The organism is Drouetiella sp., assembly GCF_059504425.1.
The window spans coordinates 1-16622 of the sequence record NZ_JCACIN010000010.1 but is presented as its reverse complement, the minus strand read 5'-3'; the positions used below and the strand labels follow the sequence as shown (position 1 = coordinate 16622).

Sequence of the window (16622 nt, the reverse complement as noted above, 5' to 3'; positions counted from 1 at the left end):
TTAGACTATGCAATTCTTAAGAAATTTAGGTCTGCTTGGATTGTTTCAGGCGCTGTTTGAGACGATCTTTTCCTTGGGCTAACTTTTGTTCTCTATCGGCGATCGGCTGCATGAACACAGGAGCAGATTGATCTTGATTGAGGCGCTGAGCTAATGTTTTCACCGTTGGGTAATGAAATAAATCGATCAGCGAAATTGACGTTGTTTCATCTGGTAATGCGTTGAGAAGCGATCGATACACTTTCGCCAGCAATAATGAGTTTCCTCCCATATCAAAGAAGTTATCATTAACGCCTACTTTGGATAGTTCCAGAATGTCTTGAAAGATGGCGACCACCGTTTGCTCCAGTTCATTGTTAGGGGCAATATATGTCGCCTCTACGGCGTGAATTTGAGCGTCGTGCAGGAGTAATTCATTGCGATCGACTTTGCCATTGGTTGATAGCGGGAATGCGTCCAAAAACACAAACGCCGATGGCACCATATGAGCAGGCAACTTCTGATGGAGGAACTGCTTGAGTTCTTCAGGGTTAGCGATGAATTGGGAAGTGGTGGATTCAGAATTAGTCACCACATAGGCGACTAGCCGATCAGGATGTGGCGTCACAGCAACAATCGCCGATCGCACCTGCGGATGCTGGGTCAAAGTTGCCTCAATTTCACCCGCCTCAATCCGCTGTCCCCGAATCTTGATTTGGAAATCGACGCGTCCCCAAAATTCGATCTGTCCATCGGGCAAATAACGACCTAAATCTCCCGTGCGGTAGAGTCGCTCTCCCGTGTGAGGATGGGTGATAAACTGAGCGCGAGTCTTTTCTTGATCGCGCCAATAGCCTTTTGCCACCTGCACTCCGGCACAGTACATCTGACCAGGAATCCAAACCGGACAGTCTTCTAGAGCGTCATTCAAAATGTAATATTTTGAGTTTGCCATCGGCTGACCATAGGGAATACTCTTCCACGCTGGGTCAACCTGTTCGATCAAATATCCAATATTCCAAATGGTGGTTTCCGTTGGTCCGCCAATGCTGAGGATTTGCGTAGTAGGCACTAACTTTCTGAGGCGATCGGGTAAGGAAACGGGTAGCCAATCACCTCCTAAGATCGTTAACCGCAGACTGTTGGGGAGGTCGATCGCCTGTTCTTCAGCCTGGTCTACCAGCATCTCCATGAGAGCGGGAACGGAGTTCCACAGCGTCACCTGTTCGCGTTCCATCCAGGCTGCCCAGTGGCTAGGGTCTTTGACAGCATCCGCGTCGGGCATGACGATCGCACCCCCCGCGCTCAGCAAACCAAAGATGTCGTACACCGATAGATCGTGATGCAGTGCGGTCAGAGCCAGAATTCGATCTTGGGCATTCACCTGAAAGCGTTGGTTAGTGTGAACCACGACATTCGCCACATTGCGATGGGTGATCATCACGCCTTTGGGATTGCCCGTAGAACCGGAAGTGTAAATGACATAGGCTAAGTCATCAGCAGATTGGACAGACGAGAGCGGTTCTACACTCTGCCGATCGAAGTCACCAGCATCGACGCATAGGCAGTGAACGCCTTCAGGTAACTTCAGTTTTTTTACCAGTCGAGATTGAGTCAGAACGATCGTCGCCTGACTATTCTCTAGAAGATATCTTAGACGTTCCTGTGGCAAGGTGGGATCAAGGGGCACGTAGGCGGCTCCAGAGGCCAAAATACCCAGGACGGCAACGATTTGCTCCCATCCTTTCTCCATGACGATCGCCACCCCTTGATTAGGAACAACTCCCAACTGACGCAATCGATGTCCGACTTGGTTAGCGCGATCGGACAATTCTTGATACGTCAAGATGCATTGCGAGGTGATGACTGCCGGATCGTTTGCGTGAATAGGAACTTGCTCTATAAATAAATCATGTAAGAGTGTATCTGGAATAGGTGCATCTGTCGCGTTGACTGCCTCTCGTTGCAACCGTTGAGCTGGAGGCAGGAGGGAGCGCGTTGTTTCTACCCAGCTAGATTCAGTGTGGGCGAGCTGCTTGAGAAGCCGCCCATAGGACTCAAACATGGCATCAATTAGCCCCTCTGGGAATAATCCCTCTACCACATCCCAATTAAAGGTCAGCGTCTCTTTCTCCTCCCAAACTTGCACATCCATCCAGGCTTGAGAGGCTTGGCTAATGCCATAGACCCTCTCGCCAAAGTGGCTAAAGGTTAGGGTTTCCTGTCCCAGAGAGCGGAAGCCCAGCGTACTCGTGAAAATGATTGGCATCGCACTTGGCGGCGTGCCTTGTTTCCGAGCAAGCTCTCGGATCACCCGCACCCCACTAAAGTATCGGTGTTCTAAATCTTGCCAAAGCTGCTTCTGGAGACGAATAGCTCGATCTCTAAAAGAGGCGGGAGTGGAATGATCGATCGCTAAGAGCGTGACGGAGGTGAAATCGCCAATCAGGGAGTTGACTTGCGGATGCAGGGGCAGCCGATTGAACAGGGCAAGATTGATTGTAAATTGTGGGTGCTTGCTCCAAGCCGCCAGGATTTCGGCAAAAGCTGCTAGCAATAGTGCAGAGGGCGTTAAGCCCATTTGTGCCGATCGCTGCTTCAACTGCTGCCAATCGGTTTGTTCTAATCGAGCTTCGTAGCGCTGACTCCGATGCTGCTTCAGATCTTTAGGGTGTTTAGCCAGCGGTAAATCGGGAGCGGCAGGTAAAGTATCCAAACGGCTCAGCCAGTATGCCTGCGATCGCGCATACAGTTCCGTGGCTTGCAGCGCTTGCTCAGCCAGCACATAGTCGCGGAACGAGAGTTCTAATGGGGGTAATATCGTTTCAGGCTGTGCATCCGGATGCGTGTATAATTGCGCCCATTCATCAAACAGACGGAACAAACTCCAGGCATCAAACACCTGCAAATCGTAGCTAATATGCAGTCGCACCCTGTCTCCATCCAGGCGCGTTGCACAAAATTCAAACAGCGGCCACTGATCAGCAGGCACCACCTGATGAGAGAGGCGATCGCGAATTTCTTCCAGCGTTTGGCGAACCTGATTTTCCGCCTTTCCTCTCAGATCGGACACCTGCATTTGATAAGGCGGTACGGTCTTTTGCACCTGTTGCTGACCATCTGTTAGGACGATCGCCCGCAGCATATCATGGCGATCGATCAGCGTTTGCAGTGCGGCATTCAGTCGCTCCAGGTCTAAGTTCTGTCCTTCAATTTCGTAATAGCCATGATTGGCAACTTCTCCTAACTCCAATACGCCGCTCCTTCCGACCCAGAAGGCATATTGCATATCCGTTAGGGGAAACGGTTCATAGCGTGATTCAGACAAGGGCGTGAGGCTTGGAAGGGCGGCTCCACTGCCAACCTGACTGTTTAACAACTGGATAATCTCTGCCTTATGCTCAGCGAGTGCGCAGCGCAGTTCGGAGGTGATCGCGCCTTGCGGAGCGTCAACCTCCAGTGAATTGCCGTTGACAGCAAGTTTGACACCGTTGCTAGAGAGAGTCGTTAACAGTGAATGTAGTTCCATATTACAGACTCAATGTTTCTCGGTATTCTGCGGGAGTATCGGCAGTAGAACTTGAATTCGGTGCAGTTAAGCTGGCTAAGATCAACTGGTTAAGGACTCGTTCTGCAAACTGGGCGATCGTGGTTTCACCAAAGAACTGTTCCATTGGTACTTGCACCTGTAGATCTGTTTCAATCCGGCTTTTCAGCGTTAGTGCCAGTAAGGAGTCCAGCAATGTAGCAAAAGATTGTTGAGACGTGAGCTGAGTTGGGGGGAGTTGCAACGAGGTTGCCAGCCAGTTCAGAAGATAGGCTTCTAGCCTCTGCTGTCTTTGCGTTGGCTCAGCCTTTAGCAGTTCTTCTCTAGAGAGTATGCCTGAATCGAAAGATTTTTCTGCTACATCTGCCCCGGCGCAAAGCACCTTTTCTTGCTCTGCGGTAACGCGCAGAGGCGGCGCAGGCATTGTCCCTAATCCCGCTTTTCCCCAACGCATCACGGTAGCGCCAGCCGTTGCCCCTGCACCATTCGTGTAAACGAGAACGAGGTCGTTTTCGCGCAGTTTGCCTGATGCAGCCGCGTGGTAGAGATTGGCGATCGGCAAAACCGCCCCCACATTGGCGTATCGCGGATAAAGGTTGATCGTCCGGGCTGGATCGATCCCCAAGGATCGAGCACAGACGCTGGCGTACCAGGCTGTGGGCGTATTAAAGGCAAAAAAGTCGATTTGATCAAGCTGAACGCCCGCCTTTTTGACGGCCTCTTCGCAGCAGGTGCGGACAAACGCTACGGCAGTTTCAGCGATCGCACTGGCATTCTCCCCCGTTCGAGTCCGCATCCGAGGCACGCCTTGGGCATCGGCAACTAGCTCATGCGCGTAAGCCCCGCACGTCTCACGGGTGCTGATGAGAGAGATACTCAAAATGCCCTGATTGGGCTGGAGCGAACTGACCACCAATGCCCCCACCCCGTCTCCCATCGACCAAGAGAGGGTATCGGCTTCATCTACCGCACGAGAGCCAAATTGTGAAACCACCACTAGCGCATTACGATACTCTCCTGCCTGCACCAAGCGATGGGCAGTTTGCAGAGCAACTAACGCACTCGAACAGGTAGATTCCAGATTCCAGGCAGGACAGCGTAATCCCAACTGGCGGGCAAGATAGGGCGCGTTGCCGCCAAGCTCTGAAAAGAGGGTGCTAGCGATCGCCAGCTCAATGTCGTCAGGGCAAAGGTTCGCTGCCGCCAGCGCGTCTTGAGCGGCACAGCACTCCAGCATCAGGGGTGACTCCGCTTCAGCCAAAATTCGTCGCTCAACATTGCCCCGGAACGGATCATTTAAGTAAGGCGCTACTTCCTGTGACCAGATATCAAGCTCAGGATTGCTGTAGGAAGACCGAGTTTTGGATGAGCGAACTCTTTTAGCCTGAGCGTTAGCCAGCTCTGGAAACGTTTCGTACCAATACTCGTTTGTCCGAATCACGCTTGGAAAGCTGACAGCCAGCGAACAAATACCAACGGCGGAACCCGTCATGCGATCACTCCGATGAAGGGTGGTAAAAAAATCTTGTAGAAGGTTTAACTTAGGGGGCAGTAGCCGCTCAGGTTAGCTGTGAACTAATCATGGAGATTAGTAATCAAGAATCTTTTGCAAATAGTGACATGAAAATAATAGGGGGCTGAAGCCAGGGTTTTCTTTGTAAAGTGGACTTTTTCCTTTGCAAAGCGGACTTTTGTCGCTAGAAGCGCTGACTGAGCTGATAGGCTTTTGGACTCACAGCAAATTTGCGCCGGAAAGCAGTGCTGAATGCCTCTGGATTGCTATAGCCAATGGTGGTTGCGATCGCCGCAATCGAAAGATCTGAGTCGTGCAGCAACTGTTTAGCCTGCTGCATCCGATAGTCGTGCAAATACCCAAATACAGTGGTGCCAAACAGCTGACGAAACCCTTGCTTGAGCTTACGATCGTTGATGCCAACTTGACGGGCTAATTCAATCAGTGAAGGGGGCTGGGTAGAGTGTTGAATGAGAATTTCTCTGGCATGGTGAAGCTGCTCAATATCATCTGAACGCAATAGGGCTTCTCTAGATAAACTGAGTTCGGTAGAGCGATCTGTTGCAGTCCAATGGGCAAATTGAAGTGTCAATAATTCTAAGGCTTTACCCTCTAGATAAAGCTGTTGCATGATGCCCTGATACGGACAGTGGATAATCTGCTGAAGGACTTGCTGCATAGAGAGCGTAGTCTTTCCTAACGATTGGTGAAACCGTTGAATCACATTGGACTGCATGAGTGCCTGCAACGGTCTAGGTAAATCATTGCCAGCCCAATTGAAGGATCGAAAGTAATCGACCTCGGCATAGATCATCACCACCTGATTAAGTTCATGAGCTTGCCATTCTTCAATCTCTTTTACATCAGGTAAGTGGTAGAGATAATGACACCCTGCTACTTCTTCGTAATCGGACTGAATTCCTGAAATCCCTTGAGTCTGCACTCTAGAAGAGCCAGACAGATAAAACTTGGCAGTCAAGGGAAAGACAGGCGCATGCTGTTGCTCCATCTGGGTTGTTTCCCAGAGTTTGCCGTTGCGAATATGCAGGGTTAGCCCCCCTCGCAGGTGAATGATGCGATCGCCTCCAGACCCAAGCTGTTTCGGCAGATTAACTCTCACTTCTGACGCTGTTCGTTGGAAAATCGATTCGCCCTGCTGCTGAGCTTGCTCAAACAGAGCGTCTAACTCTGCTGTTGTCAGTATGTTTGTCCTGCTTGCTGAAGGAATCGCAATTTTCATTCAGAGTCTGTTCCAGCTAGTTGCAATTAATTCTTATTAGTCTACAGTACGATTGACGCTTTATAGCAAATCTCTGTTGATCATCAATGGTTTTTAGGGCGTGCAGAGCGCGCCCTAAAACTCTAAAGCCTAATTTTTCCCGCGCACTGCGCGGGAAAAATTAGGCTTTAGAACTGTATCCATTACGCTTAGAACATTTTTGTGGGCGCGCTCCACACGCTCACAAAGCAGGTGTTAACCGTTCGACTAGCAGTGCCGACTGATGGCAGCATTAAGCGCTTGCAGAAGTGAAGCCTGCCTCGAATGGATGAAAAAATGATCGCCTGGAAGCATTTGCAGGGAAAAGGTCGCACGGGTGTATCCGCGCCAAGCTTCTAAATCATTGATGCTCGTTTTCCAGTCCTGCAAGCCACCAAATACCGTGATGGGGCAATCTAAAGGGAATTGATGCGTGTGAGTATAAGTTTCAACCAAGGCAAAATCAGCCCGTAGAGTCGGCAGCAGTAGCTCCATCAGTTCAGCATTTTGCAGGATGATTTCCGGTGTGCCGTTATAGCGACGCAGAGTATCCAGAAATTCCGCTTGGGGTAAAGCATGGATGGGTAAATCTTGATCGGGTATATGGGGTGCCCGATGACCTGATATAAACAGATGAGTAGGGCACAGATTATGATTCTGTCGCAGAGCCTGCCCTAACTCATAGCTAATCAATGCTCCCATACTGTGACCAAAGAAGGCAAAGGGCTGAGTCAAGCTGGGTGACAGAGCAGTTTTTAAGGCATGAATCAAGGGTTGTATGCGATCGAATGCTGGCTCCATTAATCGCGTTCCATGTCCAGGAAGCTCAATAGAATAAACTTCGACACGATCGAGGATATGATTTGACCAAGTCCGAAAGACGGATGCATTACCCCCTGCGTAATGAAAGCAAAACAACCGCAGGTCTGCATCTGGATTAGGCGTGATGCATTTAATCCAACGATTGAGCATGTGGGGAGTAAAGGTCATAAGTCAGTTAACAGCTGGTCTTGAAGTTCCTTAAGATATAACTCGGTACCAATGGAACCGGGCAATCCCAAACAGAGATAGGCAGGAACAAAATAGACCCGCCCAGATTTGCTGGCTTGTAAGGATTGGGCAATTGCATTTTTTTGCCATGCCTGCTTTAAATTCGCCAGTTGGTGTTCTTCAAAGTCACCTGCACCCTTGAATTGCTTGAGTTCGCTAAAATTGCTGCCTAGCAGAATGATTGAGTCAGCGTCATTCAATTGCGGCAATGTTTCTAGAGAAATAGGCACCAGTGAGTTGGCTTCAGAGCTATCGAATCCGGGCGGAGCCACAAGTTGAAATCCTAACGATTCTATGAGGGAACTGCAAAGCCCATGAGCAGCGTTGCCTAAATTAATTTCCTGTAATTGACCTGAACTGAGCAAGAGCAGTTTGGGATGGCTAGCAACAAGTGGGGCAAAGGCAGCACGAGCCGACGCAATTCGCCGTTTTGTTGCTGCCAACAAGGGTTTAACTTGATCAGAACGCTCAACGGCTTGGGCGATTGTCCTCAAACTCGCTTCCGGATCAGCCCACTTGAGCAGTAAGGTGGGAGCCATGTTAGAAAAGGTTTCATACTGGCTGGCATTACTACCCGTACCCAAAATCAGATCGGGCTGGATCTTGAGCATGGCTTCGATCGAAGGGCTAGATGATAAGCCAACATTGGCCAACGGCTGAGTGATTTGACGACCCAGATAAGGAATTTGTTGACTGGGATCGTCATAATCTCCCTGATGCAGCATCATGTCATCCGCAAATCCGGTTGGCTGAACACCCAAGGTAAGCAGAGATTCCAGGACGTAGGGACCCAGTGCCACAATCCTCTGGGGCTGACCACAAACTTCGGTTTCGCCTAGCTCATGCCGAATCATCCGACAGTCGGTTAGGCCAGAGGATGAGGGACGGGTAGGATTAACGGCTGGATAGTCGCCCTGGCAGGCGGCGATCGCAAACGCTGTCAATATGGCGAATATTAGAAGCCGAATCATTGTAAGAGGTAGATTTGAGGTGAGGTCAAAATTCTACTGAAATTGAGCCAATCACACTGAGCGGAGCGCCGGGTTCAATTCCACTGGTTCTACTATTTTGAGTAGCTGAAATATAGTCAATATCAAACAGGTTTTTAACGTTGACTGCAAATCGCCAGTTACTGCGTCGATAATAAACGGCAGCATTGGTGAGAAAATAGTTGTCCACCTGAAAACTATTGGATAAATCACCTTCGCGTTCCCCCACAACGTCAAATCCAATACCAAATCCTAATCCCTGTAAATTGCCCCGTTGGATCTCATAGGTCGTCCACAGACTGGCACTGTGTTCAGGCGCATTGAAGAGGCGGTTGCCTTCAGGAATCGAGTTATCGTCTGTCACTTCCGCATCAATGTAGGCATAGGTGACGATCACATTCCATCCCGGCAAAATTTCTCCCACCACATCCAGTTCAACTCCACGACTGCGCTGCTCTCCCGTTGCCACCGAGGAAAACGGATCGCCAGGATCAGGCGTGGCAACATTCTGTCGGGTAATATCAAAGTACGCCAGCGTGACTAACAAGTCGCCATCAAGAAGTTCTGCTTTGGCTCCCACTTCATAGCCCTCGCCCCGCTCAGGGGCTAGAGGATCGCCTGAGGATGTTCTGGCTGTGTTGGGGGTAAACGATTGGGAATAGCTAGCGTAAAGCGAAACTTCTGGGATGGGTTGATACACAAGTCCGAACCGAGGAGTCCAGGCCTGATCATTTTGAGTGGTTTCAGAGCGGTTAGGGGCGAAAGCAGCCGGGTAGTTGACTATGGTTTGCTCTACGGTGTCATAGCGGATTCCTGCCAGTAAGATCAAATTATCTAGAAATTCAATCTGGTCTTGCAGATAAACGCCGAGCCTATCCGTTTGGGTATCTACATTGAATGCCAGCGGCAAGTTATCAAGGCTAACGTCGGCAAACGCTCCATAATCAGGGTCAAAGATATTCAGGGGCAGAGGGGTAGAGGTATCAAGCCTCGTGACATCTCTGTCGTCTGTTCGATTCAGATCAACGCCAAATAGCAGCGTGTGGTCGATCGATCCAGTCGCAAATTCTCCGACGACATTGGTTTGCAGCGAATAATTTTCAGTGTCGAAATTTTGCTCTCCTGCGAACCGGGTCACAATGCCAGTCGCTTCGTCAAATCCAAATGGAATGGCACCCACATCCAGAAGATCGCGATTGGTATACCGAAAGGCATTGCGGATTTGCCAATCGTCGTTAAAGCGATGTTCCAAGTCATAGCCAATATTGAGGAATTCGCTGTCCGTAAAATCATCAGGTTCGCCAATAATCCGCTCAAATGGGACATCGACGACACCACTGCCGAAGGCAACTAAACCATTATCAAGCGGTGCCTGTTCATTGGTGTATTCCAAGTAGGCGTTTAAATCCGTGCGCTCCCCAATCTGCCAGCTTAGGGCAGGGGCAACAAAAGCGCGATCGTATTCTTGATCGAAGTTTGTAAATCCATCACTATTCTGATACAACGCATTCAGTCGGTAGAGCAAGCGTCCATCTGAGGTTAAAGGACCCGCAATGTCCATTTGAGGTTGAAACAAGCCTCGATTTCCAGCTAGCAATCCGAATTGATAAAATGGCTCTGCTAGGGGCTGCTCTCTGACCAGGTTAATTACCCCCCCTGGCTGAATCTCTCCATATAAAATTGAAGCTGGCCCTTTGAGGACTTCTATCCGCTCAAGATTGGCGGTTTCTGGGATTGACCCCTCAAACCCCCCGAAGTCTCTGAAGCCATCCAACAAAACGGGAGCATTATCAAACCCTCGAATATTGAAATTGAGGTTTGTGTTGCCAGATGTGCCAGCCGTCGTCACACCGCTGACGTTGTTCAGTGCTTCATCCAGTCGAATCACCTGCTGGTCTTCCAGCACCCTACGGGGAATGACCTGAATTGATGCGGGGACATCTAAAACGGGCGTATCTGTCCCTGTCGCGGTACTCGCCTCTGGAACGAAGTATTCTTCCTGTTCGCCTGTGACAACAATTTGAATAGAATCATCTGCCCCAGTTTCAGCAGTTGAAGTTTCTGGCGTTACGCTCAACGTCAGCATAGATGATTCAGAAATAATCTCAACCTTGGGTGGGGCATCAGTTCCAGTAATGGCAACTCGTACCCGATTACCTGGAAGATTGGTGACATTGACCTGTGCAATCCCAGCAACTGGGTTGCTGGCAAGAAGCTCATCACGGTCAGGCAGTGCCAGCACTGCATTAGCAATCTCAACAATCAGTGCATCGCCTATCACTAATGTTGTGGGAAACAGCTCGCCAGACGTTTCCAGAATCAGTCCAAGCGCTCCTTCAGTCGTGTCTAATCGGATGCCCGTAATTTCTGCTATGGCAGCTTGATCAACAGCTTGGGTAATTTGCTCAAGCTCTTGATCAAGGGTAGTCGGTTCGCTTTCATTCTGCTTCAGATACAGAACCTCTGAGGCAGAAATATTTTCTGCTGCCTGTGTATTAGCTTCGTGGCCGATCGCCGACTGACCTAGCAACAGAAACAGCCCAATGGCCAATTGAACTGATCGCCCCATCCAAAACATGCAAGCCCTCGCAATCATATCCTCGCACTCCCAGCCAAAAGTCAAACCAGACACTAGAGCACCTCAACAATTAAGAAACTTTCTCAACAAGAGGCACTAAGTAACAGTAGGTGATTTGGAGACCGTTTTTCTTTGTCAAACGGAGTATTTTCTTTGTGAAATGGGACGAAGTCTATTCCACAATTACGCCTTTGTTATGGAGTAGGAAGGACTTCTCCAATGTTAGGCTTGCTTTGAATTCTCCGTTGCTGTCGCCTTTCGGTTTCAAGAGTGCATTTGGGCATAGCGTAGTTCTGTTGACTTAGGGGGGCAACAGGAACCTCTGAAGCTGAAGCAGCTTTCGGTGGAACTTCATAAGCAGGTATGGGAGAAGCCTCATAGGTTGGTTCAGGCAGTAGTTCATTGGCAGGTTCGGGCAGCAGCAAGTTGGCAGGCCCCGGCGACGGTGCAGCGGCAGCAGGTGTAGGGAAATCTGATGACGGCACAGACTCTAATACTGATGGTGCAACCGGATCAGGTGAGGTAGCTGCCTCAGGTGTTAGCGCAGCGGGTGACTCAGCTGCTGCTCTGGCGGGGATCCTGATGAGGCTCTAGCTGCACATCTCCTAGAACAGACTCATTGGGTGTAGGTGCGCTTGCAGGAGAAGTTTCCGTAGGTACAGCAGCTTCACTAGGTGGCACTTCCTCAGCCGCGACTGGCGGTAATGGTGGAATACTAACCTCTCGGCGATCGCCCCGTTCTTCTGCCTGTCGGTTAAAGTCAGAACCATCGATTATTATGATGTTGTACCCCGAAAACTAGACAAGCTAACTCAATTACGTAGGGCTATAGAGCTTTTGCTGTTGCTGGAGATGGTGGCTTTTGTAACCAAACTTCTTCTGCTGTTTGCCCTATCAAATAGATGGCTGACACTAGGGAGATTTACCCTGGCTGCTTGTCTCTCTAGCAAAAGTCCCCGCTGAAGTTGACGGCTTCACTGGGGACTTTATTATGGTCTGCTTGTACAATCCGACACTAATGTCTCTGAATGATGTCATACCAATTTGAATTGGAACCACTACAGATCCCGGTACGGGCTTGGCATTGCCAAGCCGCTTCTGAGGTTCGATGTGCCCATAAATTCGTTTACAGCGGTTTGCGCTTGATTAAGTATGGGTTATTTTTGTAGAAGCCGCGCTCCGCGCGGCTTCTACAAAAATAACTGTGGTTTATGCAATTGAAAATTGCTGTAAGTTGGTAGCATTTTGGTGTCTCAGTTCGTGCGGACAAGCGTGACTTTTTCTCAGTCAGAGATTCTAGCCAGCCTTACAGAATAGCAGAAATTTCCTTCCAGTAAATTCGTTTGAATGGCTCCTGCTCTCCCAGCTGATATTGATTGAGCAAACCCTTACTACGAACCGTGATCATGGTTCCTTGCTTAATGACGATCGTCGCATCATCAGCAATGTTCTGAGTCAGCATCATCTCTATCTCGGTCGGTTCATTCAGAATCACAATGTCACTCTTGTCATAAAACATGCCCTGCTCCTCAAGTATCCTTTCAGAATACTCAGCAATCAATAAATCTAGTTTAGGATTGCGGAGCAAGCTTTGTACTTTAGTACTATAGCTGCCAATCATCTGCTTTTCACTGCGATCGACAAACACGCCCTCTTGGCAGATGGCACCGATCGCCCAATGGGGATGCTTCACGGAGATATCGTCAATCAACTCCTTCAGTTCATCTACAGGAATGTAGTTAAAGCTAAGGATAGGAATTCTGGATTCCTCAGCTGATGCAAAGAAGTTTTCAATAATTTCCCCACCTACATCTACGCTTTCTCCTACGGCAGGTCGTAAGTGCATATACACACCGGGTGCTGAGTTAATCTCAACGATGCCAAACTTGCCCTCTTTCCAGGAGCGAGAAATGTCAGGAGTCAGGACATCAATGCCCAGGCATACCAATTGAAAATGCTGAGCGATATCCTGCGCCAAGATGATGTTGTCAGGATGCAGCTTAAGAGTTGCGTCTAGACTCGTGCCCCCCGATGACAAATTCGCCACCTTGCGCAGATAGATCTGGCGATCGCGCCCTGGCACACTATCCAACGTCAAGCCTTGTTCTGCCAAGAAATGCTCCATTGAATCATCGCTGATGATCTTGCCCAGCGGAGAGGTAGGCGTATCGAGTCGTTCGGGTTTGGCGTTTTCGTCTTCAATGAGTTGAGCAATCGTGGATTTGCCATCGCCTATCACTGAGGCCGGATGACGCTCGGTTGCCGCAACAAACTTGCCGTTGACGCACAGCAAGCGGTGGTCATTGCCATAAATATGCTGCTCCACAATTACTCGGATCGGCTCCCCTTCTGGATGCGCTTTGACGGCGCGATCGAATGCTCGCTCAGCTTCGTCATCGGTTTGCACCTCTGCCGTCACCCCAATCCCTTTATGACCCACAACGGGCTTGATGGCGACCGGGTAGCCAATCCGCTGCGCTGTTTCCAGCACGGCTTTTCGAGTTGAGACAATCTCTCCTTTGGGCACGGGGAAGCCCAGCGTGGCTAAAAACGCTTTGCAGTCATCCTTGCGAGTCGTGAAATCGGAATCGAGATGGCTGTCTGCATTAAAGGTAGTGGCGATCCCGCGCACCTGCTTACTGCCATAGCCATACTGCATCAATCCTTCGTCAGGCAGATAAAAGGTGGGAATACCTCTAATGTACGCTGCATTCAACAGCGCATACACCGTCGGCCCGCCATAGGACGATCGCCGAAATCGATTCTGCAAGATCTGAATTTGTCCATCCAGGTTGAAGTAGCGATCGCGGGAAATATCTTCAAACCAATCCCAGACGGCATAAACTACGCCCCGGCTGGTAGATTCATGCAGGGACTCAATGGCGATCCGGGTTGCCTTGCCTAGCGACTTGAGGCTATGGCGATCGCAGCGCAGATCCATTTCTAGCTTGCCTAATTCAACCGCAGTCTGGGCAAACAGCTCGGCATGAGACTCAAACGATCGATCCCTAAACTGAGGAAAGCGTTGTGAAATCCAGTCTACGTAAGCTTTGATGGGCAGAGGCTCGCCGTAGCCGCTCAAGGCAAAGTCAAATACGAAGGCTCCGCTTTGCAAATAAGGATTAGGACCTAAGTAGTGCTTGAAATGGAAAACGTCGAAGATATCGCTGGCTCTGGCGTTAGCGGGTTGGCGGGAGTCAATGTCTGAAACCATGATTCAAAAGGATTTGAGGGCTAGTCATTTATCTATCCTGACACAGCGCTTGAAAAGACGAGGCAGGTTGTAAGGGCTGTGAGGCTGCTGTGACGCTACACATGGCGCTACGGTGGACTTTACCTTACTTTATCACCTGTAGCTGATGCGATATCCTAGAAATACACCTCAGCTTGGAGCCATCTCAGCATGGTTGACGCTACGCCCAAACTGTCACAGCCGATTCATATGCCACTTGACTGGCAACCGTTGCCCCCAGATAATCTCATCTTCGATGATGGAGAACCCTTGGAGACTAATCGACACCGCATTGCCATGAACTTGTTGATTCGATCGCTGCCTCAAGCCATGGGCGAGCGCACTAATTACTTCACGGGCGGCAATATGTTTGTCTACTATAGTCGCAATCAAGCAATGAATCGTGACTTCCGAGGTTCCGACTTTTTTGTGGTGCTTGATGTAGAGAGCGATCGTGAGCGACAAGGCTGGGTGGTATGGGAAGAAGAAGGTCGCTATCCTGATGTGATTGTGGAACTGCTCTCATCCAGCACAGCAAAAATAGATCAAACGATTAAAAAAGATCTTTACGAACGGATTTTCAAAACGTCAGACTACTTTGTTTTTGATCCCTTTGATGCGAGTTCGTTTGCGGGCTGGACGCTGGTGCGTAACCAATATCAGCCTTTGCAGCATGACGATCGCGGATGGCTCTGGTGCGAGTCACTGGGCTTGTGGCTGGGTGCTTGGCAGGGTATAGTCGATCGAGAGCCGACAACGGGTAGCTGTCACTGGCTGCGTTTTTATAATTCGGCGGGTGAACTTGTGCCATTGCCTGAGGAGGCAGCACAGCAGCAGCTCTCAGACGTGCAACAGCAGCTCTTAGGCGCGCGACAGCAGCTCTCAGACGCGCAGCGAAAGATAGACCAGGAAAGACAGCAGCACGAGGCTTTGATCGCTAAACTGCGACAGCGAGGCATCGATCCTGATGATCTTTAGGCAACCATACGCTGAGTTTTCATCTGGCAGAGGGTTTGCTGTGAAATGCCTCTCACAACAAACCCTTTAAGTTGCCTCACTTTTCAGATTTTTGCCCAGTGCTAAGCCGTGCAAGCCGCTCCTGAACATTAATCCCTAATCGGTTCAACATCCGATTCACGGCACTCATCACAGCTAGCAAAGCAGCCGTTGTGAAGTTTGAGTCAATGCCCACGCCGCAGACTGAACTTGTCCGATCGCCTATCCGATCGCCCATCAACTCAATATAGGCGATCGCCAAAGCATCACTCCCTCGACTGAGCGATCGCTCCTCATAATGCTGAATATTGAGACTCGCGTTTAAAGCAGGGTTAAGCGCGTTCATTAAGGCATCGATCACGCCATTGCCGTGACCTGTGAGGCAATAGGTTTGATCTTCATTTTTCACCAAAACTGAGATGATCTGTACTTGATCTTCCGACCAATTTACTGAAGCTGCCGGGGACAAATCATGAGACACATACTTCAACGGAGAATGAATCTTGAGATACTCGCGATCGAATAATTCCCAGAGCATACCTGCCGTCATTTCTGTACCGTTCGTATCCATCACCTGCTGCACCACTTGGCTAAATTCAATCTGCAATCGGCGCGGTAACACCAAGCCATATTCTTGCTCTAACAAGAAAGCAATGCCGCCCTTGCCAGACTGGCTATTCACCCGCACCACAGACTCATAGCTACGCCCTAAATCGGCTGGATCGATCGGCAAATAAGGGATTTCCCAGAGGTCATCTGGCTGCTGAACGACAAAGCCTTTTTTGATTGCGTCTTGATGCGAACCCGAAAAAGCCGTGAATACTAAATCACCGACATAGGGGTGGCGTGGATGAATGGGGAGTTGAGTGCAATGCTCGACCGATCGCGCCACTTTGTTAATGTCCGAAAAATCAAGCTGGGGATGAATGCCCTGCGTGTAGAGATTTAACGCCAACGTCACCAAATCCACATTGCCTGTACGTTCGCCGTTGCCAAACAAACAGCCCTCAACGCGATCGGCTCCTGCCATCTGTGCCAGTTCAGCGGCGGCAATGCCCGAACCGCGATCGTTGTGGGGATGGACGCTTAAGATGATGCGATCGCGGTAAGCCAGATTGCGGTGCATCCACTCCACCTGATCGGCATAGACATTGGGCGTTGCCACTTCAACCGTAGCAGGTAAATTAATGATAGCTTTTCGGTCTAAGCTGGGTTGCCAGACATTGAGAACGGCATTACAAATCTCTTGAGCAAAGTCTAGCTCTGTGGCGGTAAAGGTTTCGGGCGAATACTCAAAGCGCCAGTGAGTTTGGGGTTGTTCTGCGGCAAGTTGACGACATAACAGAGCGCTGGAAACCGCCATCTCAATAGTTCCGGCTTGATCGAGTCCAAAAACAGCGCGCCGAAAGACGGGAGAGGTAGCATTGTATAGAACCCATTTGAGATCTTAAGAAGATGCTGCAAGCCTCTTCACCATTAG

At 49.8% G+C, this 16622-nt stretch carries 9 protein-coding genes and 1 pseudogene; 1 reads left to right on the top strand and 9 read right to left on the bottom strand.

What is annotated here, in order from left to right; all coding sequences use genetic code 11:
- Positions 1–25: 25 nt before the first annotated feature.
- The 8 genes from AC5JMP_RS02295 to AC5JMP_RS02260 form a co-directional block, all read right to left on the bottom strand.
- Positions 26–3508 (bottom strand): non-ribosomal peptide synthetase, encoded by a 3483-nt coding sequence (locus AC5JMP_RS02295; protein WP_495849809.1) that lies wholly within the window; start codon positions 3506–3508, stop codon positions 26–28.
- A 1-nt stretch (position 3509) separates the two neighbouring features.
- Complete coding sequence (locus AC5JMP_RS02290; RefSeq protein WP_495849808.1) at positions 3510–5018, bottom strand: 3-oxoacyl-ACP synthase III family protein; 1509 nt, start codon at positions 5016–5018, stop codon at positions 3510–3512.
- 205 nt (positions 5019–5223) lie between these two features.
- Positions 5224–6279 carry a helix-turn-helix transcriptional regulator gene (locus tag AC5JMP_RS02285; protein ID WP_495849807.1) on the bottom strand — a complete coding sequence of 352 codons (1056 nt, stop codon included), beginning with the start codon at positions 6277–6279 and terminating at the stop codon, positions 5224–5226.
- 246 nt (positions 6280–6525) lie between these two features.
- On the bottom strand, positions 6526–7287 hold the full coding sequence (locus AC5JMP_RS02280) for a thioesterase II family protein (protein WP_495849806.1): 762 nt from the start codon (positions 7285–7287) through the stop codon (positions 6526–6528).
- Complete coding sequence (locus AC5JMP_RS02275; protein WP_495849805.1) at positions 7284–8318, bottom strand: ABC transporter substrate-binding protein; 1035 nt, start codon at positions 8316–8318, stop codon at positions 7284–7286. The genes AC5JMP_RS02280 and AC5JMP_RS02275 overlap by 4 nt, the downstream gene beginning before the upstream one ends.
- Before the next feature lie 25 nt (positions 8319–8343).
- Positions 8344–10968 (bottom strand): TonB-dependent siderophore receptor, encoded by a 2625-nt coding sequence (locus tag AC5JMP_RS02270; protein ID WP_495849804.1) that lies wholly within the window; start codon positions 10966–10968, stop codon positions 8344–8346.
- 140 nt (positions 10969–11108) lie between these two features.
- Positions 11109–11399 carry a hypothetical protein gene (locus AC5JMP_RS02265; RefSeq protein WP_495849803.1) on the bottom strand — a complete coding sequence of 97 codons (291 nt, stop codon included), beginning with the start codon at positions 11397–11399 and terminating at the stop codon, positions 11109–11111.
- 821 nt (positions 11400–12220) lie between these two features.
- Complete coding sequence (locus AC5JMP_RS02260; RefSeq protein ID WP_495849802.1) at positions 12221–14128, bottom strand: ATP-binding protein; 1908 nt, start codon at positions 14126–14128, stop codon at positions 12221–12223.
- A 189-nt stretch (positions 14129–14317) separates the two neighbouring features.
- On the opposite strand from AC5JMP_RS02260, the gene AC5JMP_RS02255 reads away from it, so the two are divergent.
- Positions 14318–15124, top strand: coding sequence for a Uma2 family endonuclease (locus AC5JMP_RS02255; RefSeq protein ID WP_495849801.1), 807 nt, complete (start codon positions 14318–14320; stop codon positions 15122–15124).
- A 76-nt stretch (positions 15125–15200) separates the two neighbouring features.
- On the opposite strand, the pseudogene AC5JMP_RS02250 reads toward AC5JMP_RS02255, so the two are convergent.
- Positions 15201–16574, bottom strand: a pseudogene (locus AC5JMP_RS02250) (2-isopropylmalate synthase); the annotation flags it as partial.
- Between the last annotated feature and the right edge of the window lie 48 nt (positions 16575–16622).